General features: G+C 72.0%; 25 protein-coding genes and 1 tRNA gene. 17 read left to right on the top strand and 9 right to left on the bottom strand.

The window, feature by feature from the left end; all coding sequences use genetic code 11:
- The first annotated feature begins 127 nt into the window (after positions 1-127).
- From glyA to HGAM_RS03690, 3 genes are read left to right on the top strand one after another with little or no spacing between them, the layout of a single operon-like run.
- On the top strand, positions 128-1,402 hold the full coding sequence (gene glyA / locus HGAM_RS03680; RefSeq protein ID WP_019144121.1) for a serine hydroxymethyltransferase: 1,275 nt from the start codon (positions 128-130) through the stop codon (positions 1,400-1,402).
- Positions 1,403-1,415: 13 nt separating this feature from the next.
- Positions 1,416-2,210, top strand: coding sequence for an SURF1 family protein (locus tag HGAM_RS03685; RefSeq protein WP_019144122.1), 795 nt, complete (start codon positions 1,416-1,418; stop codon positions 2,208-2,210).
- Positions 2,207-2,539, top strand: coding sequence for a DUF3817 domain-containing protein (locus HGAM_RS03690; RefSeq protein ID WP_019144123.1), 333 nt, complete (start codon positions 2,207-2,209; stop codon positions 2,537-2,539). The genes HGAM_RS03685 and HGAM_RS03690 overlap by 4 nt, the downstream gene beginning before the upstream one ends.
- 12 nt (positions 2,540-2,551) lie before the next feature.
- Here the strand turns inward: HGAM_RS03690 and HGAM_RS03695 are convergent, their stop codons facing one another.
- Together HGAM_RS03695 and HGAM_RS03700 are read right to left on the bottom strand one after the other, a co-directional pair.
- Positions 2,552-3,325 (bottom strand): enoyl-CoA hydratase/isomerase family protein, encoded by a 774-nt coding sequence (locus HGAM_RS03695; RefSeq protein ID WP_019144124.1) that lies wholly within the window; start codon positions 3,323-3,325, stop codon positions 2,552-2,554.
- The gene (locus HGAM_RS03700) at positions 3,322-3,633 is read right to left on the bottom strand and encodes a hypothetical protein (protein ID WP_019144125.1); all 312 of its coding nucleotides are present in this window, start codon (positions 3,631-3,633) and stop codon (positions 3,322-3,324) included. The genes HGAM_RS03695 and HGAM_RS03700 overlap by 4 nt, the downstream gene beginning before the upstream one ends.
- 111 nt (positions 3,634-3,744) lie before the next feature.
- Here HGAM_RS03700 and HGAM_RS03705 point away from each other — a divergent pair, with 111 nt between their 5' ends.
- Both HGAM_RS03705 and HGAM_RS17575 read left to right on the top strand, forming a co-directional pair.
- Positions 3,745-4,269: a peptidylprolyl isomerase gene (locus HGAM_RS03705; protein ID WP_019144126.1), complete on the top strand. Its 525-nt coding sequence runs from the start codon at positions 3,745-3,747 to the stop codon at positions 4,267-4,269.
- On the top strand, positions 4,266-5,141 hold the full coding sequence (locus HGAM_RS17575; protein WP_020691378.1) for a rhomboid family intramembrane serine protease: 876 nt from the start codon (positions 4,266-4,268) through the stop codon (positions 5,139-5,141). Before HGAM_RS03705 ends, HGAM_RS17575 begins: the two co-directional genes overlap by 4 nt.
- 184 nt (positions 5,142-5,325) lie before the next feature.
- Here the strand turns inward: HGAM_RS17575 and HGAM_RS17580 are convergent, their stop codons facing one another.
- A complete protein-coding gene (locus HGAM_RS17580; RefSeq protein WP_081591790.1) occupies positions 5,326-5,826 on the bottom strand; it encodes a cell division protein CrgA in 501 nt (166 codons plus the stop codon).
- Positions 5,827-5,860: 34 nt separating this feature from the next.
- On the opposite strand from HGAM_RS17580, the gene HGAM_RS03720 reads away from it, so the two are divergent.
- Positions 5,861-6,601, top strand: a complete 741-nt coding sequence (locus HGAM_RS03720) for a DUF881 domain-containing protein (protein WP_147543494.1) — start codon at positions 5,861-5,863, stop codon at positions 6,599-6,601.
- A 53-nt stretch (positions 6,602-6,654) separates the two neighbouring features.
- On the opposite strand, the gene pknB is transcribed toward HGAM_RS03720, so the two are convergent.
- From pknB to HGAM_RS03750, 6 genes are all read right to left on the bottom strand, one after another.
- Entirely contained in the window at positions 6,655-8,415 is a 1,761-nt protein-coding gene (gene pknB / locus HGAM_RS17585) for a Stk1 family PASTA domain-containing Ser/Thr kinase (RefSeq protein ID WP_019144130.1), read from the bottom strand.
- Between the two features lie 16 nt (positions 8,416-8,431).
- Positions 8,432-9,904 carry a penicillin-binding transpeptidase domain-containing protein gene (locus HGAM_RS03730; RefSeq protein ID WP_019144131.1) on the bottom strand — a complete coding sequence of 491 codons (1,473 nt, stop codon included), beginning with the start codon at positions 9,902-9,904 and terminating at the stop codon, positions 8,432-8,434.
- Positions 9,901-11,211 carry an FtsW/RodA/SpoVE family cell cycle protein gene (locus tag HGAM_RS03735; RefSeq protein ID WP_081591863.1) on the bottom strand — a complete coding sequence of 437 codons (1,311 nt, stop codon included), beginning with the start codon at positions 11,209-11,211 and terminating at the stop codon, positions 9,901-9,903. The genes HGAM_RS03730 and HGAM_RS03735 overlap by 4 nt, the downstream gene beginning before the upstream one ends.
- A gap of 80 nt (positions 11,212-11,291) precedes the next feature.
- Positions 11,292-12,617, bottom strand: coding sequence for a PP2C family protein-serine/threonine phosphatase (locus HGAM_RS17590; protein ID WP_019144133.1), 1,326 nt, complete (start codon positions 12,615-12,617; stop codon positions 11,292-11,294).
- Between the two features lie 6 nt (positions 12,618-12,623).
- Positions 12,624-13,106, bottom strand: coding sequence for an FHA domain-containing protein FhaB/FipA (locus HGAM_RS03745; protein ID WP_019144134.1), 483 nt, complete (start codon positions 13,104-13,106; stop codon positions 12,624-12,626).
- Positions 13,107-13,110: 4 nt separating this feature from the next.
- Complete coding sequence (locus tag HGAM_RS03750) at positions 13,111-13,830, bottom strand: FHA domain-containing protein (RefSeq protein ID WP_038951536.1); 720 nt, start codon at positions 13,828-13,830, stop codon at positions 13,111-13,113.
- Positions 13,831-13,998: 168 nt separating this feature from the next.
- Between HGAM_RS03750 and HGAM_RS03755 the strand changes: the two genes are divergently transcribed.
- The 11 genes from HGAM_RS03755 (at position 13,999) to HGAM_RS03805 (ending at position 24,400) form a co-directional block, all read left to right on the top strand.
- Positions 13,999-14,084: transfer RNA gene (locus HGAM_RS03755), tRNA-Leu, on the top strand.
- Between the two features lie 241 nt (positions 14,085-14,325).
- A complete protein-coding gene (locus HGAM_RS03760) occupies positions 14,326-15,462 on the top strand; it encodes an ABC transporter substrate-binding protein (RefSeq protein ID WP_019144136.1) in 1,137 nt (378 codons plus the stop codon).
- A 36-nt stretch (positions 15,463-15,498) separates the two neighbouring features.
- Complete coding sequence (locus HGAM_RS03765; RefSeq protein ID WP_019144137.1) at positions 15,499-16,395, top strand: branched-chain amino acid ABC transporter permease; 897 nt, start codon at positions 15,499-15,501, stop codon at positions 16,393-16,395.
- A complete protein-coding gene (locus HGAM_RS03770; protein ID WP_019144138.1) occupies positions 16,392-17,282 on the top strand; it encodes a branched-chain amino acid ABC transporter permease in 891 nt (296 codons plus the stop codon). The genes HGAM_RS03765 and HGAM_RS03770 overlap by 4 nt, the downstream gene beginning before the upstream one ends.
- On the top strand, positions 17,279-18,097 hold the full coding sequence (locus tag HGAM_RS17595) for an ABC transporter ATP-binding protein (RefSeq protein WP_019144139.1): 819 nt from the start codon (positions 17,279-17,281) through the stop codon (positions 18,095-18,097). Before HGAM_RS03770 ends, HGAM_RS17595 begins: the two co-directional genes overlap by 4 nt.
- Entirely contained in the window at positions 18,042-18,734 is a 693-nt protein-coding gene (locus tag HGAM_RS03780) for an ABC transporter ATP-binding protein (protein WP_020691376.1), read from the top strand. Before HGAM_RS17595 ends, HGAM_RS03780 begins: the two co-directional genes overlap by 56 nt.
- Positions 18,731-19,537, top strand: a complete 807-nt coding sequence (locus HGAM_RS03785; protein WP_019144141.1) for an IclR family transcriptional regulator — start codon at positions 18,731-18,733, stop codon at positions 19,535-19,537. The genes HGAM_RS03780 and HGAM_RS03785 overlap by 4 nt, the downstream gene beginning before the upstream one ends.
- A 19-nt stretch (positions 19,538-19,556) precedes the next feature.
- Positions 19,557-20,426 (top strand): isocitrate lyase/PEP mutase family protein, encoded by an 870-nt coding sequence (locus HGAM_RS03790; RefSeq protein ID WP_019144142.1) that lies wholly within the window; start codon positions 19,557-19,559, stop codon positions 20,424-20,426.
- 2 nt (positions 20,427-20,428) lie between these two features.
- The gene (locus tag HGAM_RS03795) at positions 20,429-21,697 is read left to right on the top strand and encodes a 3-isopropylmalate dehydratase large subunit (protein ID WP_019144143.1); all 1,269 of its coding nucleotides are present in this window, start codon (positions 20,429-20,431) and stop codon (positions 21,695-21,697) included.
- Complete coding sequence (locus HGAM_RS03800; protein WP_019144144.1) at positions 21,694-22,233, top strand: 3-isopropylmalate dehydratase small subunit; 540 nt, start codon at positions 21,694-21,696, stop codon at positions 22,231-22,233. Before HGAM_RS03795 ends, HGAM_RS03800 begins: the two co-directional genes overlap by 4 nt.
- Before the next feature lie 175 nt (positions 22,234-22,408).
- Positions 22,409-24,400 (top strand): glycoside hydrolase family 3 protein, encoded by a 1,992-nt coding sequence (locus HGAM_RS03805; RefSeq protein WP_019144145.1) that lies wholly within the window; start codon positions 22,409-22,411, stop codon positions 24,398-24,400.
- Positions 24,401-24,543: the final 143 nt, after the last annotated feature.

Raw genomic sequence — 24,543 nt, forward strand, 5'->3', positions numbered from 1 at the left:
TGGTCGCGCCATGGTGAGCGCGCCCACACGCTACTCGTCGCGTGACGCAACCCCCAGGACATCGCCGTTGCAACTTGGTTACGAGCGGCACACGGAGCCCTCGGTCAGGCCCGATACCCTGGGAACCATGAGCCATGACGCGCACCTCGTCGACTTCGATCCCGAAGTCGCCCGCCTCATCGACGCCGAGCTGGACCGCCAGCAGACGACGCTCGAGATGATCGCCTCGGAGAACTTCGCCCCGGTCGCCGCCCTGGAGGCCCAGGGCAGCGTGCTGACGAACAAGTACGCCGAGGGCTACCCCGGTGCGCGCTACTACGGCGGCTGCGAGTTCGTCGACCAGATCGAGCAGATCGCCATCGACCGGCTCAAGCAGCTCTTCGACGCGCGGCACGCGAACGTCCAGCCGCACTCGGGTGCCCAGGCCAACGCCGCCGCCCTGCACGCCATCGCGCGCGCCGGCGACACGATCCTCGGCCTGGACCTGGCCAACGGCGGCCACCTGACCCACGGCATGAAGATCAACTTCTCCGGCCGGCTCTACAACGTCGTGCCGTACCACGTCGACGGCGACGGCATCGTCGACATGGAGGAGGTCGCCACGCTGGCGCGCGAGCACCAGCCGAAGGTGATCATCGCCGGCTGGTCGGCCTACCCGCGCCAGCTCGACTTCGCCGCGTTCCGCGCGATCGCCGACGAGGTCGGCGCGATGCTGTGGGTCGACATGGCGCACTTCGCCGGCCTCGTGGCCACCGGCCTGCACCCCAGCCCGCTGCCGCACGCGCACGTCGTCACCACCACGACGCACAAGACGCTCGGCGGCCCGCGCGGCGGCGCGATCATGACCAACGACGACGCCGTCGCCAAGAAGATCCAGTCCGCGGTCTTCCCCGGCCAGCAGGGCGGCCCGCTCGAGCACGTCATCGCGGCCAAGGCCGTCGCGTTCAAGATGGCGCTCGAGCCCGGCTTCAAGGAGCGCCAGGAGCGCACCATCGAGGGCGCCCGCATCCTGGCCGACCGGCTGCTGGCCGACGACGTGAAGGCGGCGGGCATCTCGGTGCTCAGCGGCGGCACGGACGTCCACCTGGTGCTGGTCGACCTGCGCGACTCGGTGTTCGACGGCCAGCAGGCCGAGGACCGACTGCACGAGGTCGGCATCACGGTGAACCGCAACGCCGTCCCGAACGACCCGCGTCCGCCGAAGGTGACGTCGGGGCTGCGCATCGGCACGCCGGCCCTGGCCACGCGCGGCTTCGGCGCGGCCGAGTTCACCGAGGTCGCCGACATCATCGCCGCGGCGCTGCAGCCCGGCGACGTCGACGTGGCCGCCCTGCGCGGCCGCGTGACCGAGCTGGCCAAGCGCTTCCCGCTGTACGCCGACGTGGCGCCGTTCACCCGCTGAGCCGTGTCCTGACGTGTCGTCCTCCTCGTCGTCCGCGCGCGACTGGCTCCGGCCGGGCGTCGCGGCGCTGACCCTCGTCGCGGTGGCGGCGCTCGTCTTCTGCGTCCTCATGGGCCGCTGGCAGATCGGCGTCTACACCGCCGAGCAGGACGACGCCCGTGCGGAGCGGCAGGCGGCCGCGGCCGTCCCGTTGGGCGAGCTGTGGCAGCCGGGCGAGGCGTTCCACGACGACCTGGCCGACCGGTCGGTGAGCGTCACGGGTCGCTTCGCCGGCGACCAGTGGTGGGTCGAGGGCAAGGGCCAGGACGGCCGCGAGGGCCTGTGGCTGCTCGCCACCCTGCAGGTGCAGGGCCAGGACGCCGCGCTGGCCGTCGTCCGCGGCTGGTCGCCCGAGGTCGCCCCGTACCCGGCACTGCCGGCCGGCGACGTCACGCTCGAGGCGCTGCTCGAGCCGAGCGACAGCACCGAGTACGCCGAGCGCGAGGTCGACGGCACGACCGTCATCGCCAGCGTTCGCGTCGCCGCGCTGCTCAACGAGCTCGACTACCCGCTCTACAGCGGGTACGCGCTGAACCGGACGCCCGCGGTGGCCGCCGGCCTCGACCTGGCCGAGGGGCCGGACGCGGAGGTCTCCTGGACCACCGGGCTGCAGAACCTGTCGTACGCCTGGCAGTGGTGGGCGTTCGCGGCGTTCGTCATCTTCATGTGGTGGCGCATGAGCCACGACGTCGTCGCGTCCCACCGGGCGCGGAGCGAGACCGAGTCCGGCCCCACCGGGTCGGCCGAGCAGAGGGAAGTGGTCGCGTGAACGGCGGCTTGGAGCGCACCTACAGCGTGCTGGCCTGGATCGTGGGCTGCACGACGTTCTTCGTCGTGCTGGCCTTCGTGTTCCAGCTCAGCACCGACCCGACGTCGTGGTGGAACGTCAACGACGACGTCGTGAAGGTCGTCGACATGGTGCACGGCTGGCTGTTCATGGTGGTGCTCGTGCTGGTGGCGATCCTGTCGCGCCGCTACGGCTGGACGGTCGGCTTCACGCTCACCACGATGATCCTGGCGACGCTGCCGGTCGTCAGCTTCTGGGCGGAGCGCCGCGCCACCCACGCGATGCGGGCGAAGGCCGCCACCACCGCCTGACCCGGTCGCGGCTCAGCGGCCGTGGAACGTGGCGTGGCCCGGGCCGTCCTGGAGGAACGACGCCATGCCGTGCTGCAGGTCCTCGGTGTCGAACAGCTCGGCAGCGATCGTCGTGACGTGTGCGTCGGCCTCGGCCACGCCGCCGGCCTCCACGTGCCGCAGCACCTGCTTGGCCGCGGCGAACGCCTTCGTCGGGCCGTCGGCGAACCGGGCGGCGTAGGCCAGCGTCGCCGCCTCGAAGTCCTCGTCGTCCAGCACGCGATTCACCACGCCCCAGCGCTCGAACGTCGCGGCGTCGTACAGGTCGCCGCTGAACACGACCTCCTTGGCTCGGGCGGCTCCGGCTCGCGCGGCCAGCCGCTGCGTGCCGCCCATCGTGGGCGTGAGGCCGATGACCCGCTCGACCAGGCCGAACCGTGCCTTCGGCGTGGCGACGACGAGGTCGCACGCGAGCGCGACCTCGAGCGCCCAGGTGAGCGTCAGGCCGTGGGCGGCGAAGACGGTCGGCCCCGGCAGCGCGGCGATGCGCAGGGGCAGCTCGATCATCCGGTCGTACAGCGCCTTGGTGGCCGGCTTGGTCTGCTGCGCGTGGAACTCCGAGACGTCCACGCCGCCGGAGACGACGCGACCGCGGGCGCGGACCACCACGACGCGCGGCAGGTCGGCCTCGACCTCGTCGAGCGCCTCGTCGAACGCATCGTGCAGCGCGCGCGAGTACAGGTTGACCGGAGGAGCCTCGACGGTCAGGACGGCGACGTCGCCCTCGCGGGTGACGGCGACGCTCACCGCTGGTTCCCGTCGACGTCGATCTCTTCGTCGGGCACGAGCTCGACGTGCGGCTCGTGCGGCACGACGTCCGGGTCGTCCTCGACCTCCGCGGGCACGGCGACGGCGGTCGGCGCCGGGTCGGCCGGGGCGGAGCGGCGCAGCTCCTCGTCGGTCGCGTCCGCCGGCACCTCGAGCGTGTCGTCGGCGCCGGGCGGGACGTACGAGCCGCCCTGGTCGCGGGTGGCCTGCTTCAGGACGTAGGCCCCGACGCCCACGAGGACGAGCAGGAGCAGGCGGCGACGGCGGGGGGAGCGGGACTTCGACATGGGGACACCGTAGCGAGCCGCCCGGGCCGCGGCCGAGCGTCCGCGCCGCCGTCCGCCGTGCCCGCGCAGGCCCGCGTGGGAGGATGGAGGCCCCACCGAGAGAGGACCCCCGTGGCCGAGCAGCTGATCGCGACCTTCAAGACCAACCACGGCGACATCGTCGTCGAGCTCTTCCCGAACCACGCCCCCGTCACCGTCGAGAACTTCGTCGGCCTGGCCGAGGGCACCAAGGAGTGGCGCGACCCCGCGACGGGCGAGACCCGCACCACCCCGCTGTACGAGGACCTCGAGTTCCACCGCATCATCGCCGACTTCATGCTCCAGGGCGGCGACCCGATCGGGAACGGCACCGGCGGCCCCGGCTACCAGTTCCAGGACGAGTTCCACCCCGAGCTGCAGTTCGACAAGCCGTACCTGCTGGCCATGGCCAACGCCGGGCCCGGCACCAACGGCTCGCAGTTCTTCATCACCCTCGTCCCCACGACGTGGCTGAACCGCAAGCACACGATCTTCGGCGAGGTCGCCGACGACGCCAGCCGTCAGGTCGTCGACGCGATCGGCGCGGTCAAGACCGACCGCTTCGACCGTCCGACCGAGCCGGTCGTCCTGCAGAAGATCGAGATCGAGCGGCGATGAGCCAGCCGGCCGGGCCCTCGGGCCCGACCTGCTACCGCCACTCCGACCGGGAGGCGTACATCTCGTGCCAGCGCTGCGGCCGGACGATCTGTCCGGAGTGCATGCGCGAGGCGTCCGTGGGCTTCCAGTGCCCCGAGTGCGTCGCCGAGGGAAGCCGCACCGTCCGCCGTCCGCGCACGATGGCGGGCGGCGCGGTGCGTCCCGGGCGCGAGAACGTCGTCACGATGACGATGATCGGCATCAACGTGCTGGCCTTCGTCGGCACGCTGGCCACGGGCGGCAACAACGGCACGCTCAACCAGTGGGGCGCGATGCTGAGCCTCTCGTCGTTCTCGCCCGAGAGCGGTGAGCTGCTCACCGGCGTGGCCGACGGCGCCTGGTGGCGTCCGGTCACCTCGGCGTTCCTGCACTTCGGCGTGCTGCACCTGCTGCTGAACATGTACGCGCTGTACCTGTTCGGCCCCATGGCCGAGCGGGCGCTCGGGACGCTGCGGTACGTGCTGACCTACCTGACCCTCGCGGTCGGGTCGTCGGTGGTCGTCTACTGGTTCTCCGACGAGCGGGCCCTGACCGCGGGCGCGTCCGGCGTGGTGTTCGGGCTGTTCGGCTTCGTGCTCGTGCTGATGCTCAAGCTCGGCCAGGACGTCCGCGGGCTGCTGGTGCTGCTGGCGATCAACGCGTTCATCAGCCTGCAGGGCGGCATCAGCTGGCAGGCCCACCTGGGCGGCTTCGTCACCGGGTTCCTGCTCGCCGGCGTGCTGGCCCTGGCTCCGCGGCGCATCCGTCCGGCGGCGTACTGGGTGGCGCTGGCGCTGGTGTGGGCGGTGTGCGCGATCGGCCTGGTCGTCCGCACGGTCCAGCTCACGGCGTGACCGGTCCCCAGGTCCGTCCCCAGCTGTGAATGACACCGGTGTGATTACCCACAGGCTTGTGCACACCTGGGCATAACCACACTGGTGTCATTCCCAGGGTTGTGCACAGGGGTGGACGAACGACGGCGGCGCAGGCGCGGATCATCCGCACCTGCGCCGCCGTCGTCGTCGGGGAGCGGGGTCGTCACTCCCACTTCGTGGCGAAGCCGAAGGCCGCCACGATGAAGCCCATGCCGATGACCAGGTTCCACTGGCCGAGGTCGGAGTACACCGGGATGTCGTGCTCGGTGCCGCTGGTGACGTAGAAGACCACGATCCACAGCAGGCCGATGGCGGCCGAGCCGATCATGAGCGGGGCGGCCCAGCGGTTGGGGCCGGTCGTGGGCTCCCGGCGGGCCAGCAGCACCGCGCCCACCAGCAGCAGCGCGCCGATGACGTAGTTCCAGACGCCGAGCGCGGTGTACGCCTCGATGTCCTTGATGCCGGGCACGCCCACGGCGTCGGACTTGGCGATCGGGTAGCCCACGAGCCACAGCAGGCCGACGAGGCCCACGGTGATCGCCAGGCCGCGGCCCTCGGTGCGGCCGCGACGGGGCGTGTCGGTCGACTTCTTCTGTGCCACGGTGTGTCTTCCTCTGTGCGGAGTGCGCTGGTTGCTCTCGGTTACCTTAGTCGGGCGGGCCACCGGGTCCGCGCAGGCGGTGCACGAGGAGGCCCAGGTGAGACGTCCCGCTCACGGCATGCGCCGGCCCGGCCGGTCGTTCCCGGCCGCCGCGGTCGCGATCTTCGCGCTGTCCGGCCTGCTCTTCGCCACGGCCGCCGTGAACGCCCGCGGCTCGGACCTTCGCCCGGCCGGTGGCGACGTCCGGTCGCTGCTGGAGTCGCGCGCCGACCGGGTCAACGACCAGCGCGCCGAGGCCGGTGAGCTGCGCCGCGAGATCGAGGAGATCTCCGCCGAGGCCGGCGACGGACGTCTCGACGACACGCTCGACGACCTCGAGGACCTCGATGCGGAGACCGGCCTGGAGCCGGCGACCGGCGAGGGCGTGCGGGTCACGCTCGAGGACGCGCCGCGCCGCGTCGAAGTGCCCGGCCTGGACCCCAACTACCTCGTCGTGCACCAGCAGGACATCCAGGCCTACGTGAACGCGCTGTGGGCCGGCGGCGCCCGGGCGGTGACCCTGCAGGGTCAGCGGCTCATCTCGACCACCGGCATCCGCTGCGTCGGCAACACCGTGGTGCTCGACGGCATCCCGTACTCCCCGCCGTACGTCATCGAGGCGGTCGGCGAGCAGTGGAGCCTGCTGGCCGCGATCGAGGACTCGCCCGAGGCCAACGTCTACCGCGACTACGCCGAGCGCTACGAGCTCGGGCTCGACGTCGAGCGCGTCCCGCTCGTGCGTGCGCCGGGCTACCAGGGCACGGTCGACCTGACCCACGCCCGCGCGATCCGGCCCTGAACCGACGACGGCCCCGCCACAGGTGGCGGGGCCGTCGTGCGTCCGGCTGCGGGCTACGGGGTCGGGACGTCCGGCAGGCCGTCGCCGTCCTCGTCCCCACCGTCGGTGGCCGGCGGCGGCGTGGTCTCGGGCGGGCGCGAGACCGTCAGGGTGATCTCCGAGTCCGGCGAGACCTGCTGTCCCGAGCCGATCGACTGGGCGGTCACCTGGCCGTCGGGCGCGGTGCCGTTCGGGTCGTCCTGGGTGCGGATCTTGGACCGGTCGAAGCCGGCGTCCACGAGCGCCTGGATGGCCTGCTCGAGCTGCTGGTTGACCACGTCGGGGACGGTGGCCTGGCCCTTGGAGACGAGCAGCCTCACGGTGCTGCCGACCTCGACCTGCTGGCCGGCGCCGGGGTCGGAGTTGACCACCTGGCCGCGCGGGGCGGAGTTGTCGATGAACTCGCGCTCGGCCTTGAGTCCCATCGCCTCGAGCTGCTTCTTGGCCTCGCCGTACGAGAAGCCCTGCATGTCCGGGATGTCCCTCGGGCCCGGACCCGTGCTGATGACCAGCGTGACGGCCGAGCCCTCCTCGACCTCCTCGCCGGCGGGCGGGTCGGTGCGGACGACGTTGCCCTCGGCGACGTCCTCGTCGGCCTGCTGGGTCTCACCGGCGATGGTCAGGCCCTGGTTCTCCAGGATCGTCCGGGCCTCGGCGGCGGAGCGGTTCGTGACGTCCTCGACCTGCACCGTCTCCACCGGCGGCGGCGGGTCCTCCTCGGTCGCCTTGTAGATGCCCCACCCGGCGAGCGCGAGCAGCAGCACCGCGACGATGCCGATCGCCCACCACTTGCGCTGGCCGCCCTTCTCCTCGGGCTCGGCCTTGCGCGTGCCGGCCGCTGCGCCGACGGCGGGCGTCACCGCGGTGGCCGCGGGGATGGCCTGGGTCGCGCCGGCGAGCGCGGTGGCGGCCGGGGCGTCGACGGCGAGCCCGCGCTGGACCCGCTCGATGTCGGCGCGCATGTCGGCGGCGCTCTGGTAGCGGTCGTCGACGCGCTTGGCCAGGGCCCGCGCCACGACGTTGTCGACCGAGGCGCTGACGTCGGGGTTCAGCTGCGACGGCGGCTTGGCCTCCTCGCGGACGTGCTGGTAGGCCACCGACACCGGGCTCTCGCCGACGAACGGCGGACGTCCGGTGAGCAGCTCGTAGAGCACGCAGCCGGTGGAGTAGATGTCGCTGCGGGCGTCGACCGTCTCGCCACGGGCCTGCTCGGGCGACAGGTACTGGGCCGTGCCGATGACCGCGGCGGTCTGGGTCATGGCCGACGAGGCGTCCGCGATCGCGCGGGCGATGCCGAAGTCCATCACCTTCACCTGGCCCGTGGGGGTCAGCATGACGTTGGCCGGCTTGATGTCGCGGTGCACGATGCCGGCGCGGTGCGAGTAGTCCAGCGCCGACAGGATCTCGGCGGTGATGTCGAGCGCGCGCTGGGGCAGGATCTTGCGTCCGTCGCGCAGCACCTCGCGCAGCGTCTGGCCCTCGACGTACTCCATGACGATGTACGGGATGGGGTGCCCGTGCGGCCCGGGAGCCTCGCCGGTGTCGTAGACCGCGACGATCGCCGGGTGGTTCAGCGACGCGGCCGACTGGGCCTCGCGGCGGAAGCGCTCCTGGAAGGTCTCGTCGGCGGCGAGGTCGGCGCGCAGCTGCTTGATCGCGACGGAACGTCCCAGGCGCAGGTCGCGCCCGAGCCGGACGTCGGCCATGCCGCCGCGGCCCAGCAGGGCCCCCAGCTCGTAGCGACCGCCGAGGCGGATGGGCTCGTCGTTGCTCATGCGTTCGTCTCCATCATCACTTGATCACCGCGTCCATGACCGATCGCGCGATGGGGCCGGCGAGCCGGCCTCCGGCGATCTCGGAGCGGTTGGTCCGGCTCGACTCGACGACCACGGCGACGGCGACCTGGCGGTCGCCCTTCGTCGCGTACGAGACGAACCAGGCGTACGGGGGGCGGTCCTTCGTGGACTGCGCGGTGCCGGTCTTGCCGCCGACGGTGGCACCGGAGATGCGCGCCGAGGTGGCGGTGCCCTCCTGGACGGTGCTCTCCATCATGGTGCGGAGCTCGGCGGCGTTGCCCTGGGACATCGCGCGGCCCAGGGACTCGGGCTCGGTGGGGCTGCCGGGCAGGACGCTCAGGTTCGGCGCCCGGCGGGTCTTGACGACGTACGGCTCCATGACCTCGCCGTCGTTGGCGATGGCGGCGGCCACGGTGGCCATCTGCAGCGGGGTGGCGGCGACCTCGAACTGGCCGATGCCGCTCTGGGCGAGCTGCGACTGCTCCAGCTCGGTGCCCTCGGTGGTGAACCGGCTCTGCACCGCCGAGACCTCGTCGCCCAGCTCGGTGCCGAAGCCGAACTTGGCCGCCTGCTCGGCGAGCTTGTCCTGCCCGAGCTTGTCGGCGAGCCAGCCGAAGCTGACGTTGCACGACACGTTCAGCGCCTGCTCGAGCGTGATGACGTTGCCGCCGCAGTTCGAGCCGCCCTCGTTGACCAGCTTGTAGGTCTGGCCGGGGAAGCTGAGCGAGCGTCCGCCCTTGACCTTGGAGCGCGGGTTCATGTCGAGCTGCTCCAGTCCCGCGGCCGCCGTGACCAGCTTGAACGTCGAGCCGGGCGGGAGGATCTGGCGGGTGCCACGGTTGAGCATCGGCTCGTCCTCGTCGGCGAGCAGCTCCTCCATGCTCTCCTGGACGCTCGCCAGGTCGCTGGACGCCAGCAGGTTCGGGTCGTAGGACGGCTGGCTGGCCATCGCGAGCACGGCCCCGGTGCTGGGGTCGAGGGCGACGACCGCACCCTTGGCGTCGCGGCCGAGGTCGGCCAGGCCGGCGGCGGCCGCCTTCTGCGCCGCCGGATCGATGGTCAGCTCGACGCTGCCGCCCTGCGGCTGCTGGTTGCCCAGCAGGTCGCCGAGCCGGTCGACGAACAGGCTGTCGTCGCTGCCGGACAGGATCGAGTTCTCGGTGCGCTCGATGCCGGAGCGGCCGTACGTGTACGAGAAGAAGCCGGTCAGCGGGGCGTACAGCTCGGGGTCGATGTAGCGGCGCTGGTACTCGAAGCGTCCGTCGGACTCCACGCTCTCGGCGACCGCCTCGCCGGCGACCAGGATCGGCCCGCGGTGACGGGCGAACTCGGCGTCCAGCACGCGACGGTTGCCCTCGCGGGCGTTGAGGTCCTCGGCCTGGACGAACTGCACGACGTTGACGTTGACCAGCAGTGCGGCGAACAGCACGAGGCAGAACACCGCCATGACGCGGATGGGCTTGTTCACGGCAGCCTCACCACCTGGGTGTCGGAGGACGCCATCGACGCCGGGGCGGGCGCCGGACGACGGGTCTGGTCGCTGATGCGCAGGAGCAGGGCGATGATCAGCCAGTTCAGGACGATCGACGAGCCGCCCTGCGCGAGGAACGGGGTGGTCAGGCCGGTGAGCGGGATGAGCCGCGTGACGCCGCCGACGACCACGAAGACCTGCAGCGCGAACGACACGGCCAGGCCGGCGGCGAGCAGCTTGCCGAACCCGTCGCGGCAGGTGAGCGCGATGCGCAGGCCGCGCTCGACGATCAGCCCGTAGATGAGCAGGATCGCCATGAGTCCGGTGAGCCCGAGCTCCTCGCCCAGCGACGCGACGATGTAGTCCGAGAACGAGTACGGCGTGGTCTGCGGGCTGCCCTGGCCCCAGCCGGTGCCGAGGATGCCGCCGTGCGCGAGGCCGAACAGGCCGGTCTTGACCTGGTAGCCGGCGTCGCCGGTGAACGGGTCGAGCCAGGCGTCGAAGCGGGTGCGCACGTGCCCGAACTGCCAGTAGCCGAGCGTGACGCCGGCGGTCACCAGCAGCGCACCGACCACGAGCCAGCCCGGACGCTCCGTGGCGATGTACAGCATGACGACGAACAGGCCGAAGAACAGCACGGACGAGCCGAGGTCCTTCTGCAGCACCAGGACGCCGATGCTGATCAGCCAGGCGACCAGGATCGGTCCGAGGTCGCGCCCGCGCGGCAGGTCGATGCCCAGGAACCGGCGCCCCGCCAGCGCGAGGGCGTCACGCTTCACGACCAGGTAGCCGGCGAAGAAGATCGCCAGGCAGACCTTGGCCGCCTCACCGGGCTGGAAGCTGAACGGGCCGAGGTTGATCCAGATGCGCGCGCCGTTGATCTCGCGGCCCACGACAGGCAGCAGCGGCAGCACGAGCAGCACGATCGCGGCCAGGCCGAAGGAGTAGGTGAAGGCCTGCAGCCGGCGGTGGTCGCGCAGCAGGGTGAGCGTCACGCCGAACGCGACCACGCCCAGCGTCGTCCAGACCAGCTGGCCGTTGGCGAACGCGGCGCGGTCGGGGTCGAGCGCCTGCCGACCGACGTCCAGGCGGTAGATCATCGCCAGGCCGAGCCCGTTGAGCGCGATGACGAGCGGCAGGAGCACGGGGTCGGCGTACGGGGCGACGCGGCGCACGAGCAACGTGGTGGCGATCGCGACGACGGCCAGGAAGCCGCCGAGCTTGAACGTGTCGGCCGGGATGGTGCCCTCGGTGCCCAGGCCCACGGCGGCGTAGGCGGCGATGCCGATCACCACGGCCATCATCGTCAGGACGAGCTCGGCCCCACGCCGCTTGCGCGGCACCCAGGAGGCGTCGCGCTGGTTGCGTGCGGTCTCGCGCAGGCTCACGGTCCCGGCTCCGTGGTCGGAGCCGTCGGCAGCTTCGGGGTCGTGCCGGTGGTCGGCGTCGCGGGGGCCGGCGTGGGGGTGGGGGTCGGACGCACCGCGAGCAGGTCCAGGTTCTCCACGATCGCCAGCGCGTTCTTGCGGCTCGTGGCCTCGATGCCGGCGCGGACGCGCGTCTGGCTGAAGGCCGGCAGCATGTCGACGTCGATGTCGGTGCGCTCGTCGACCGAGCTCAGGTCGAGGCCGGGCAGGTCGACCTGGACACCGCGGTAGACCGCCACGGTGTCGCCGTCGAGCGCCACGAAGTACTGGGTCTGCGTCCAGCGGTACCCCGCGACGCCCGCGCCGACGAGCACCAGGAGCACGAGGACGACCAGCAGGACGCGTCGCAGCCAGCGGCCGCGGCGCGGCGGCCGCGGTGCGTAGCGCAGCTCCTCGGGGTCGTGCGCCGACGCCGAGGAGCCCGATCCGCCGGACGAGCGGGGCGGGCCGGACGCACCCGACGCGGCGTGGCCGGTGCGCGGGCGCGGCTGGCCGGCGGCGGCGCCGACGAGCTGCGGACGTCCGTCGGCCGAGGCGAGGGTCTCGTCGGGCTCGGCGTCGTCCTCGACCATCTCGGCGATGACGACGGTGATGTTGTCGTGGCCGCCGGCCTCGAGCGCCAGCCGGACGAGCTCGGTCGCCGCGACGTCGATCGTCTCCAGCGCGAGCGTCTTCTCGATCGTGGCGTCGTCGACCATGTCGGACAGGCCGTCGCTGCACAGCAGGTAGCGGTCGCCGGGGCGCGGCTCGACGAAGCTGAGGTCAGGGTCGTTGTCGTCGCGGCCGAGCAGGGCGCGCAGGATCAACGAGCGGTGCGGGTGGACGCGGGCCTCGGCCGGCGTCAGGCGTCCCTCGTCGACGAGCGACTGCACGAAGGTGTGGTCGTCGCTGATCTGCTCGAGCACGCCGTCGCGCAGGCGGTAGGCGCGCGAGTCGCCGATGTGGGCCCAGGCGAACCGCTGGCCGTCCCACAGCAGCGCCTCGAGCGTCGTGCCCATGCCCTCGACGGCCGGATCGTCGGCGATCAGGTCGGCGAGCGCGTGGTTGGCGTTGGCGACCGCGCCGGCGAGCAGCTCGATCGGCTCGCCCTGGTCGTCGGCGCCGGCCTGGTCGAGCTTGCGGATCTCCTGGATCGTCGTGGACGACGCGAGGTCGCCGGCCGCCGCGCCGCCCATGCCGTCGGCCAGGGCGAGCAGGCGCGGGCTGGCGTAGCCGGAGTCCTGGTTGTCGGAGCGCCGACGTCCGGTGTCGGTGAGCGCGACGTAGCGGTAGGTGAGGGCCACGTGCGCCTACTTCCGCAGCTCGACGATGGTCTTGCCCAGCCGGACCTGGACGCCGGGCTCGATCGGCACCGGCGCGGTGATGCGCTGGCTGCCGAGGTACGTGCCGTTGGTCGAGCCGAGGTCCTCGACGAACCACTGCTCGCCGTTGGTGGCGAAGCGGGCGTGGCGGGTGGAGACGTAGTCGTCGTCCAGGCGGATGGCCGCGTCGGTGCCGCGGCCGAGCAGCACCGGGCCGTCGCCGAGCGGCACGCTCTGGCCGGCGTTGGGGCCCTCGACCACGTGCAGGTGGCTGGGGCGTCCGCGACCGGCGCGCTTGGGGCGGCGGGTCTTCTCGGGCTTGGCCGCGGCGGGGCGGGCGGCCGCGCGCGGGCCGGCGGTCGCCTTGGTGCCGAAGATGTCCGAGCGCACGACGGACACGGCCGAGAGCACGAACAGCCACAGCACGGCCAGGAACCCCAGCTTGATGAGGGTCAGCGTCAGCTCGGACACGCGATCACTCCTGGCCCGGGATGCGGACGGTCATGGTCGTGTTGCCCAGGCGCACCTCGGACCCGTCGTGGACGGTGCCCTCATCGACCCGGCGCCCGTCGAGCACGACGCCGTTGGTCGAGCCGAGGTCGACGATCGTGACCTGCGGGCCGCCAAGCGTGTCCTGGATGCGCAGGTGCGCGTGCCGGCGCGAGATGCCCGGGTCCTCGATGCGCAGCTGGGCGTCCTCGCCACGGCCGATGACGACGCCGGGGGCCGACAGCGGGTGCTTGAGCCCGTTGACCTCGAGCGTGACCGCGGCCCTGGTCACGGCGGTCTCGGTCATGCGCTGGCCCGCGACCGGCGTGACGGTGGCGTTGGTGCGGCTGCGCACGCGGAAGCGTCCGGTGCCCAGGTCGCCGGCCTTGACGAAGGAGATCTCGACCGGGCCGGTGAGCGTGTAGCGCTGCTCGTGGGCGTGCTCGGTGACCATGGCCGCGAGCTCCGTGGCGAGGGTGCCGCCGAACGGGGTGAGCCGCTCGTAGTCGGTGACCGACAGCTCGACGGTGAAGTCGTTGGGCACGAGCTGGCGCTCGCGCGACAGGATCTGCGCGGAGTTGTCGACCTCGCGCTGGAGGGCGGCGGCGATCTCGACGGGCTGGACGGCGCTGCGGAACGCTCGTGCGAACGCGCTGGTCACGGCCCCCTCGAGGCGACGCTCGAACCGTTGGAGCACACCGGCCATCGTGTTCACCTTCTCCCTGGAGTCTCGAGTACGGCTCGATGCTATCGGGCGGCGTGCAGGGCGTCCCGTCCGCACGACCGGGACCGGGTGGCGTGGCGCCGGGAGGGGGCTGCTATCGTTGTTCCTCGGTTCGCCCCTCTCGGGCGGATCAGCACGGAATGGTGTTGCGCGCGAGTGGCGGAACGGCAGACGCGCTGGCTTCAGGTGCCAGTGTCCGAAAGGGCGTGGGGGTTCAAATCCCCCCTCGCGCACCATCGAGCGGGGCCCCGGTCTTCGGACCGGGGCCCTTCGTCGTTCGGGGGGCCTCCCGGCTCGGTCCGCATCCGGACGAGCCCGCCACGGGGCCCTCGCCGACTTTCTTCGGACCCGCCCGCGGGGGCGGCGGCGTCCTGTGATCCAGTTCACGCTCAGGCATTGACATGACCCAGGTCACATCCTTAACGTCATCCGGATAGCGGTACGCGTTCCGCAATCCGGAAAAAGGAGAAGGACGACATGGTCTCGAAGCTCGCCCGCCGCACGGCGGCCCTGACGATGGCGGCGGCCGTCGCCGCCACCTCCCTGAGCGCCTGCAGCTCCGCCGGTGGATCGGACTCCTCCGGTGCCACGAAGATCGGCCTCATCGCCGCCGAGCAGGGCCCGTTCGCCTTCGCCGGCGCCTCGTACCTCAAGGGTGCCGAGCTGGCCGCCGAGCTCGAGGACGTCGAGCTCGTCGTCGAGGAGGGCTCGGAGGACCCGGCCAAGAGCATCACCGCGTTCAACAAGCTCACCGGCCAGGAGGGCGTCGGCCAGGTCGTCTGCTGCGTCTCCAGCGCGGTCGCGGGCGCCATGAAGCCGCTGGCCACGTCCAAGAAGGTTCCGCTGGTCGTCTACGGCGCCACCACGCCGAACCTCGAGGACCCGCCGTTCGTGCTGCGTCCCGCGCTGCTGCCCCAGCAGGGCATCGCGCCGGTCTCGGCCCGCCTGGTGGAGGAGCTCGGCATCACCAGCGCCGTGCACGTCACCGCGAGCGACAACGACGGCCTGGTCGCGCAGAGCGAGGCCGCCCGCACCAGCACCGAGGCCGCCGGCGCCAAGGACCTCGGCACCGTCAAGACCCTGGTCGCCGACACCGACTTCAGCGGCGCCGTGACCGAGATCCTGTCCAAGGACGCCGACATGGTCACCGTCTACACGCTCGGCGAGGCCGCTGCGACCATCACGAAGGCGCTGCGCGAGAAGGGCTACGACGGTGTGATCCTGGCCAACAACGCCGTGGCCACCGCCCCGCTGCTCAAGTCGTTCGGCAAGACGCTCGCCGACACCTACTACTCCGTGGAGTACACGCCGGCCAGCACCATCCCGGCGGCCGCCGAGTTCACCAAGGCGTACGAGGAGAAGTACGACGAGAAGCCCGACCTCTTCGCCTCGCAGGGCTACGTCGCCGTGAAGTACGCCGCGCAGGGCGCGAGCGAGGCCGGTGACGGGGCGAAGGCCGACAAGATCGCCGACGCGCTCGCCGGGATCTCCGAGATGGACTCCCCGTGGGGCCCGCTGACCTTCGAGGACGGCCAGGGCACCAGCGAGGACTTCCAGGTCGTGCAGATCGACGACGCCGGCGTCCCGCAGCTGTGGAAGGGCGCGGGCGCGTGACCGCCCGCCACCACGAGACGGAGAGGAGGCGATGACGTGGACGTCCTGGCCCAACAGATCCTGAACGGCCTGGCCCTCGGCTCGGTGTACGCCGTCTTCGGCGTCGGCTTCGGGCTCATGCTCGCCACGCTCGGCGTGCTGAACGCCGCGCACGGCACCTTCGCCACCTGGGGAGCACTCACCGTGCTCTACCTGGTCAACGACGTCGGCCTCGGCTTCTGGCCGGCGCTGGTCCTCGGCGTGCTGGTCTCCGGAGTCATGGCGGTGATCGTCGACTTCGTGGCCTTCCAGCCCATCCGGCGACGCGGCGGCGACCTGCTGCCGGCGCTCATCACCAGCATCGGCGTCTGGATCTTCCTGCTCGCCGCGGCCCGCATGGTCACCGGCGCGACGACCTCGCGCTACTCGCCGGACGCCGCCCCCAGCGGCTCGTTCGACTTCCTCGGCCTCACGCTGGGCCGGACGCAGCTGGTCAGCCTGCTGGCCGTGGCGCTCGTGGGCGTCGGCCTGCACGTGCTGCTGCACCGCACCCGGGTCGGCGCCGCGATGCGCGCCGTCGGCCACTCGCCCATGGCCGCCTCGCTCGGCGGGGTCAACCCCGTGCTCGTCGTCGCGGTGACCGCCTTCCTGTCCGGAGCGGTCGCCGGCCTGGCCGGCATCACCATGGGGCTCAACACCAGCACGGTGAACTTCATGCTCGGCGAGGCGCTGCTGCTCAAGGGCTTCGCGGCCGTGATCATCGGCGGCTTCGGCGACGTGCGTGGCACGGTCGTCGGCGGCCTGCTGATCGGCGTCGCCGAGGTGCTCACCGCGCAGTACGTGTCGGGCAGCCTGCGGGACGCGGTGACGTTCGGCCTGCTGCTCGCCTTCCTCGTCTTCCGGCCGCGGGGCCTGTTCGGCTCCGCCGCTTCGATGCAGACCGTGAGGGCATGATGGGCGGCTTCTGGGACCAGTACCGGTCCGTCGTCGAGTTCGCGATGGCCAACGCGCTGTTCGCGCTCGGCAGCTGGATCGCGATGTGGGCCGGCGTGTTCAGCATGGCCGGCGCGACGTTCGGCGCGGTCGGCGGCTTCAGCGCCGCCTACCTCGACCTGCACATGGGTGCCGGCATCGTCGTGCAGCTGCTCGTCGGCGCCGGGCTCGGCCTGGGCGTCGCGGCGCTGCTGTCGGTGCTGCTGCTCAAGCTCGAGAGCCACTGGATGGCGATGGCGACCGTGGCGCTGGTGCTCATCACCCGCGTGGTCGTCCTGTCGGCCGAGGAGTACACCGGCGGCAGCGTCGGCACCGGCGTCACCCGCCGGATCGACCTCGTCACGGTCGTCGCCCTCGTCGCGCTCGTCTGCTACGCCCTGGCTCGCCTGCGCCGCTCGCGCTACGGCATGGCCGCGCACGCCGTCCGCGAGGACGCCGCCGTGGCCGCCGCCCTCGGCGTCAACCCGTTCACCGTCCGCGCCGTGGCCTTCGCCGCGAGCGGCCTGGTGGCCGGCGTCGCGGGCGTCGTCCTGGCCAACCTGCTGCAGTACATCGGTCCCGACACCTTCTTCATCACGCTGGCCTTCACGATGGTCGCCGCGATGGTGCTGGGCGGCACGTACCACTGGGCCGGCCCGATCGTGGGCGCGATCGTCTTCGTCGGCCTGCCCGAGGTCGTGCGGTCCTACGTCGACGGCGTCGACGAGCTCATGACCGGCGCGCTGCTCGTCCTGATCATGGTCTTCATGCCCCGCGGGCTCATCGACCCGCGCCGGCAGTGGTTCCGGCGGCGGTCCAGCCAGCCGGTGGCCGAGGAGCCCGCCCCGCAGCCGGAGGTGGTCCGATGACCGACGCACTGCTCACGATCGCCGGGCTCCGCAAGCGCTTCGGCGGCGTCACCGCCGTCGACGACGTCGACATGGTCGTGCCCCGCGGCGCGGTCATGGGGCTCATGGGGCCCAACGGCGCCGGCAAGACCAGCCTGGTGAACCTGGTGACCGGCTTCTACCGGCCCGACGAGGGCTCGGTGCTGCTGGACGGTCGCGAGGTCGCCGGCCTCTCGCCGCACCAGATCAGCCGGCGGGGCATCACCCGCACCTACCAGAACGTGCGCCTGCTGAGCGGGTTCAACGTCCTGGAGCAGGTGGTCGCCGGCATGTACGCCTCGCGCAAGGCCTCCTCGCTCTCCAGCCTCGTGATGTGGCCGGCCGAGCGGCGCGAGCGCCGGGCCTGCCTGGAGCGCGCCGACGAGCTGCTCACCCGCGTCGGCGTGACCGAGCGGCACGAGCTGGCCGAGAACCTGCCCTACGGCACCCAGCGCCGGGTCGAGATCGCCCGCGCGCTGGCCACCGACCCCCAGCTCGTCCTGCTGGACGAGCCGACGGCCGGCATGAACCGCGAGGAGTCGGTCGCCGTCGGCGAGCTCATCCGCTCCATGCGCGACCAGGGCTGCACGGTGCTCGTCGTCGAGCACAACATGCGGCTGATCCTCGACTACTGCGACCAGGCGTACGTCATGAGCTTCGGCCAGGTGCTGTCGCACGGCACCCCGCAGGAGTGCGTCGACGACCCCGCCGTGCAGAAGGCCTACTTCGGAAAGGAGAACGATGCTTCAGGTATCCCGGCTCTGCGCGAGCTACGGAGCGATCCGCGCCGTCCGTGACGTCAGCCTGGAGGTCCCCGAGGGGCGCCTCGTGGCGGTGCTCGGCGCGAACGGCGCCGGCAAGTCGACCTTGGTGCGGTCGATCGCGGGCGTGCACCGCGAGAAGACCGGCGAGATCGTGCTCGACGGCAAGCCCGTCCAGCGCCTCGCGCTGCACCGCATCACCCGCCTGGGCCTGGCCCTCGTGCCGGAGGGACGCCACGTCGTCGCCCCGCTCACGGTGGCCGAGAACCTCTCCTTGAGCACGTTCTCGGGACGCTCGCGGCCCGAGCTGCTCGACCGGGTCTACGAGCTGTTCCCGCGGCTGGCCGAGCGCCGGTCGCAGCAGGCCGGCCTCATGAGCGGCGGCGAGCAGCAGATGCTGGCCATGGGCCGCGCGCTCATGACCGACCCGCAGGTGCTGCTGCTGGACGAGCCGTCCATGGGCCTGGCGCCGTCGGTCATCGACGTCATCTACGGGGCGATCGCCGCGCTGCACCGCGAGGGGCAGAGCATCCTGCTCATCGAGCAGGACGCGACCCGGGCGCTCGAGGTGGCCGACCACGCCTACCTGCTGCAGCGCGGCGAGGTGGCGATGTCCGGCACCCCGGCCGAGCTGGCCAACAGCGAGGACATCCAGAAGGCGTACCTCGGATGAAGGACCTCGTGGACCAGCCGAGCGGAGGCGGTGGCACCGACCCGCGCAACTACGTCGCGTCCGTCATCAAGTCCTGCAACGTCGTCGAGGTGCTGGGCGGGGGCGACAGCGAGTACAGCCTCGGTGAGGTCGCCCAGGCCACGGGCCTGGGCAAGACCACCGTCCACCGGCTCCTGTCGTCGCTGCAGATGGCCGGCTGGGTCGAGCGCGGTCCCCGCGACGGGTACCGGCTGAGCATCCGCATGCTCAAGCTGGCCCACGCCTCGCAGCGCCAGTTCAGCATCCGCAACGAGGCGCTGCCGCACCTGCGGACGCTGGCCGGCACCTTCGGCGACACCGCGTTCCTGCTGGTGTCGTCCGACGAGGGCGCCGTCGTGGTCGAGATGGTCGAGGGCGAGAGCCCGCTGAAGGTCAACACCGTGACCCTCGGGACGGTCATCCCGTACCACGTGGCCGGCGGCCCGACCGTCATGGCGGCCTTCGACGACGAGATCCGCGAGCGGGTGCTGTCGGCGCCGCGCACGCGGTTCACCGAGCACACCGACGTCTCGCGCGAGGCGCTGGAGGACAAGTTCGCCCGCATCCGCGAGCAGGGGTACGCCTTCGCCGACGAGGACCTCAACAACGGCGTCGCCGTCGTCAGCGCGCCCGTGTTCGGACCGACCGGCGCGATCGTCTGCACGCTCAGCCTCGGCGGTGCCGCCCAGGGCTTCGGCCCCGACCGCCTCGACCACATCGTCACCGCCGTGCGCGAGGCCTGCGCCGCGCTGTCCGAGCGCCTCGGGGCGCCCGCGTCACGGTGACCCAACGGAAGGAAGCACGATGACGAACCACTTCAGGGAGCAGCTGGCCGAGGGTCTGGTCTACGCGCCGGGCGTCTGGGACGGCCTCACCGCCCGCATCGCCGAGCAGAGCGGCTTCCGGGCGCTGTGCGCGTCGGGCTTCGCGATCTCGGCCTCGCTCGGCCTGCCCGACGCCGAGATGTACTCGATGAGCGAGAACCTCGACGCGGTCCGCCGCATCCGCGGCGCCTCGCGGCTGCCGGTCGTCGCCGACATCGACACCGGCTACGGCAACGCGGTCAACGCCGCCCGCACGGCGCGGATGTTCGCCGACGCCGGCGTCTCGGCGGTGTTCATGGAGGACCAGCTGGCGCCCAAGCGCTGCCCCGCCGCCACCAGCGGCGTCCCGACCCTGCTGCCCGTCCGCGAGGCGGCCGGCAAGGTGCGGGCCGTCCGCGACGAGGTGGGCGACGAGCTCGTGCTCATCGGCCGCACCGACGGCATCGGCGACGACGCGATCCGCCGAGCGGTGGCCTACGTCGAGGCCGGCGCCGAGATGATCATGCCGATCTCCAAGGGCTTCCCGGACGCCGAGTCGTGGAAGCGGCTGCACGACGCCGTCGGCGTCCCGCTCATGTGCTCGCTGACCGCCTGGACCTGGACGGCGGAGCAGTTCACCCCGCAGGTGCTGCGCGAGATCGGCGTCGGGCTGGCGCTGCTGCCCACGCAGATCCTGCTCGCCGCCACCACCGCGACGCGGGCCTCCCTGGAGCGCCTCGCCGCCGGCGAGCTGGCCGCGGACGTCAGCCGCGACTACATGGAGCACGCCGACTTCCTGAAGCTGATCGGCTTCGACGAGGTGCTGCACAAGCAGTCCCTGTACCTGCCCGAGACCCTCGAGGAGGCCTGATCATGGGCCAGACCATCACGCAGAAGATCCTCGCCCGCGTGGGCGACCGCGAGCACGTCACGCCCGGCGAGAACTACCCCGTCCGGCCGGACTACATGATCGCGTACGACTTCCCGGGCTACACCGACCGCTTCTTCCGCCAGATGAAGGAGGACTTCGGCGTCACGAAGGTCTCCGAGCCGGACCGGTACGTGCTGTTCATCGACCACATGCTCACCAACAAGAACGAGCGCGAGGCCGAGGTCCACCAGGTCACCCGCGACTGGGCGATGGAGAACGGCGTCCACTTCCACGAGGGCGAGGGCATCGGCCACCAGGTCGCCGCCGAGCTCGGGTACGCGATGCCCGGCCACTTCCTCATCCACTTCGACGGGCACATCTCCAGCCTCGGCGCGTTCGGTGCGCTGGGCATGGGCGTGCGCCGCGACCTGCTCGAGGGCTGGGTCACCGGCGGCATCCACCTGGACGTGCCGGCGAGCACGCGGTTCCACCTCACCGGCTCCTTCGCGCCGGGCGTGGAGAGCCGCGACCTGATCCACCGGATCATCTCCGACATCGGCGCGGACGGCGTGGCCTTCCAGGTCATGGAGTACACCGGGCCCGGCGCCGAGTCGATGGCGCTCGGCCAGCGGCAGGCGCTGTGCGGCATGGCGATGTTCGCCGGCGGCGTCTCGGCCATCTTCAACCCGGACGAGCTGAGCCTGGAGTACAGCCGCAAGGTCGCCCAGCGCGACTTCGAGCCGCTCTACAGCGACCCGGACGCCGAGTACACCGCGCGCTACGACATCGACCTGGACGAGCTCAGCCCGCAGATCGTCATGCCCGGCTCGGCGCGCGCGGCCAACACCCGCGACGTGACCGAGGTGGGTGGGCAGAAGATCCAGCGCGCCTTCATCGGCTCGTGCGCCAGCGGCCGGATCGAGGACATCCGGGCCGCGGCCGGCGTGCTCAAGGGCGAGCGGGTGGCCCCGGGCGTGGAGCTCAACGTCGTCCCGACCTCGCGGCGCATCTACGAGCAGGCCGAGTCCGAGGGCCTGCTGCAGACGCTGCGCGACGCCGGCGCCCACGTGGTGGAGTCCACCTGCGACTTCTGCTTCGGCTACGCCAAGCCGCTCGAGGCCGGCGAGGCCTGCGTGTCGACCGGCGTGCTCAACATCTCCGGCCGCATGGGCAGCCCGGACGCCGACATCTACATGGGCTCGGCGACGACCGTGGCGGCCAGCGCGCTGACCGGCCGGCTCACCGACCCGCGCGAGGTGGTGACCCCGTGACCGCCGAGACGACGGCACCCGAGCAGGTGATCCCCGACGTCCTGCGCGGACGGGTGGCCTGGATCTTCGGCGACGACCACGACATCGACCTCATGATCGGCGTGCAGAACATCAAGTACACCGACCCCGAGCACCTGCACTCGGTGTGCATGAAGGCCTACGAGGACGACTTCACCGACAAGGTCCGTGAGGGCGACTGGCTCGTCGGCGGGCGCAACTTCGGCTACGGCCACCCGCACTACGTGGCCATGACCGCGATGCGCAACGAGGGCATCGTCGGCGTGGTGGCCGAGTCGTTCTCGCCGGGCTTCTGGCGCGGCGAGGTGAGCAACGGGATGCCGCTGCTGACCGTGCCGGGCATCTCGACCGCGGTCGAGCGCTGGGACGAGATGGAGGTCGACTGGCGGGCGGCCACCGTCCGGGTGCCCGCGAAGGGGCTCGAGCTCGTCGGGCAGCCACTCAACCAGCGCACGCAGGACATGATCGCGGCCGGCGGGCGGTACGCCCTGCTGCTGGCCGAGCACGGCCGCGGCTGACGCCGGGCCGGGCGACCCGCCCCCGTTGTGTTCGAGACCCGAACACAACGGGGGCGGGTTCGTCGTCTCACGACCGGAAACGGTCACGTCCCGGTCTTGACGGGGTGGCGTGCGTCACAGATGCTCGACGGACCGGACATCGAGGTTCGGGACACGAACGAATCGGGGGATTCGGATGGACATCTTCACGCGTCGGCCACGACGCCTGCGCACCGTGGTGAGCGGCACCGCGATCGGGACGCTCGTGCTGGGGGCGCTGGCCGTGCCCGCGCTCGGCAGCAGCGCGTCCGCGGCCCGGCACCGCCAGCCCGAGCTCGGCACGCGCGGGGTCGAGATCATCAAGGCCGACGGCTACCGCTTCCGCGACCTGGACCGCAACGGCCGCCTGACGCCGTACGAGGACTGGCGGCTCAGCCCCGAGCGTCGCGCCGCCGACCTGGTCTCGCGGCTCAGCCTGGAGCAGAAGGCCGGCCTGCTGGTGCACGGCACGCTCGCCACGACCGGCACCACGTACAACGCGGCGACCAACACCGGCTTCATCGCCGACCGCCACATCACCACGTTCATCACGCGGCTGGCCACCGAGCCGTCCGCGCTCGCCGAGCAGAACAACAGCGTCCAGGCGATCGCCGAGGCGCAGCCGCTCGGCGTCCCGGTGGTCATCTCCACCGACCCGCGCAACGGGTTCACGACGGCGGCCGGCCAGACCGTGCCGCGCGTGGGCAACACCGCGTTCCCCGACCCGATCGGCATGGCCGCGGCCGGCGACCCGTCGCTCACCCGCACCTACGGCGACGTCGTGCGGCGCGAGTACCGAGCCGTCGGCATCCACGAGGGGCTCTCCCCGCAGGCCGACATCGCCACCGAGCCGCGCTGGAGCCGCATCAACGGCACCTTCGGCTCCGACCCCGAGGACGCGCGCAAGCAGGTCAACGCCTACGTCGCCGGCATCCAGGACGGCTCGCGCGGCCTCGGCAGCGAGAGCGTCGCCGCCGTCGTGAAGCACTGGGTCGGGTACGGCGCCCAGGTCAACGGCTACGACAGCCACTACTACTACGGGCGCTACGCGAAGCTCGACCAGCGCAGTCTCGACCGTCACGTCGTGCCGTTCCGCGGCGCCTTCGACGCCGACGTCGCCGGCGTCATGCCGACGTACTCGATCCTGCAGGACCTGGTCTACCGCGAACGTCCGGTCGAGCAGGTGGGCGCGGGCTTCAACACGTTCCTGCTCCAGGACCTGCTGCGCGGCCGGCACGGCTTCGACGGCGTCATCGTCTCGGACTGGGCGATCGCCAACGACTGCCCCGCCGCCTGCAAGGCGAACGAGGGCCCGACGTTCTTCGGCCCGTGGGGCGTTGGCACCCCCTGGGGCATGGAGGACGCCACCAAGCTGCAGCGGTTCGCCAAGGCGTTCAACGCCGGCATCGACCAGATGGGTGGGTCGGACGAGCCGCAGTACGTGGTGCAGGCGGTGCAGGCGGGGCTGCTGACCGAGCGTCGGGTCGACCAGTCGGCCCGCCGTGTGCTGGAGCAGAAGCTGCGCCTGGGGCTCTTCGAGAACCCGTACGTCGACCCGGCCGAGGCGGCCGCGGTGAACGGCAACGCCAGGTTCCAGGCGATCGGTGACGCCGCCCAGGCGAAGTCGCTCACCCTGCTCACCAACCGTGGCCGCACGCTGCCGGCCTCGCCGCGCCGGGTGAAGAAGGTCTACCTCTCCGGCATCGGCGCCCAGGCGGCGACCGACCGCGGCCTGCAGGTCGTGGCCACGCCGCAGGAGGCCGACCTCGCGATCGTGGGGCTGTCCGACCCGACCGGCGTCGGTCGCGACAACCACCTCGACTTCCGGGGCACGGAGGCCGACTACCAGGCGTTCGCGGCCGCTGCGGCGTCCGGCACCCCGACGGTGGCCGTGCCGAACCTGGTGCGTCCGCTGGTGCTGATGAACGTCGTGGACCGCGCGGACGCCGTGGTCGCCGACTACGGCGTCTCCGACGAGGTGCTGCTCGAGACGATCTTCGGTGACCGCAGCCCCGGCGGACGGCTGCCGTTCGAGCTGCCGGCGTCGATGGCGCAGGTCGAGGCCCAGCGCCCGGACCTGTCCGACGACGTCCGTCGGCCGCTGTTCGAGGTCGGGCACGGCCTGCGGTACGCCCGCGGGCACCGCTAGCCGCACGTCCATCAGGGCCCCGGTCGCACCGACCGGGGCCCTGGTGCGTCCCGGGCGACGTGGCCGGACGCGGCCAGGGCGCGTGAAATGACTCACCTCGGCGTGTCGGCGGCCGATGGGGCGGGCGTCGGTCCAGGGACGGT

Origin of the sequence: Aeromicrobium massiliense JC14, assembly GCF_000312105.1 — a bacterium.
Lineage (GTDB): Bacteria > Actinomycetota > Actinomycetes > Propionibacteriales > Nocardioidaceae > Aeromicrobium > Aeromicrobium massiliense.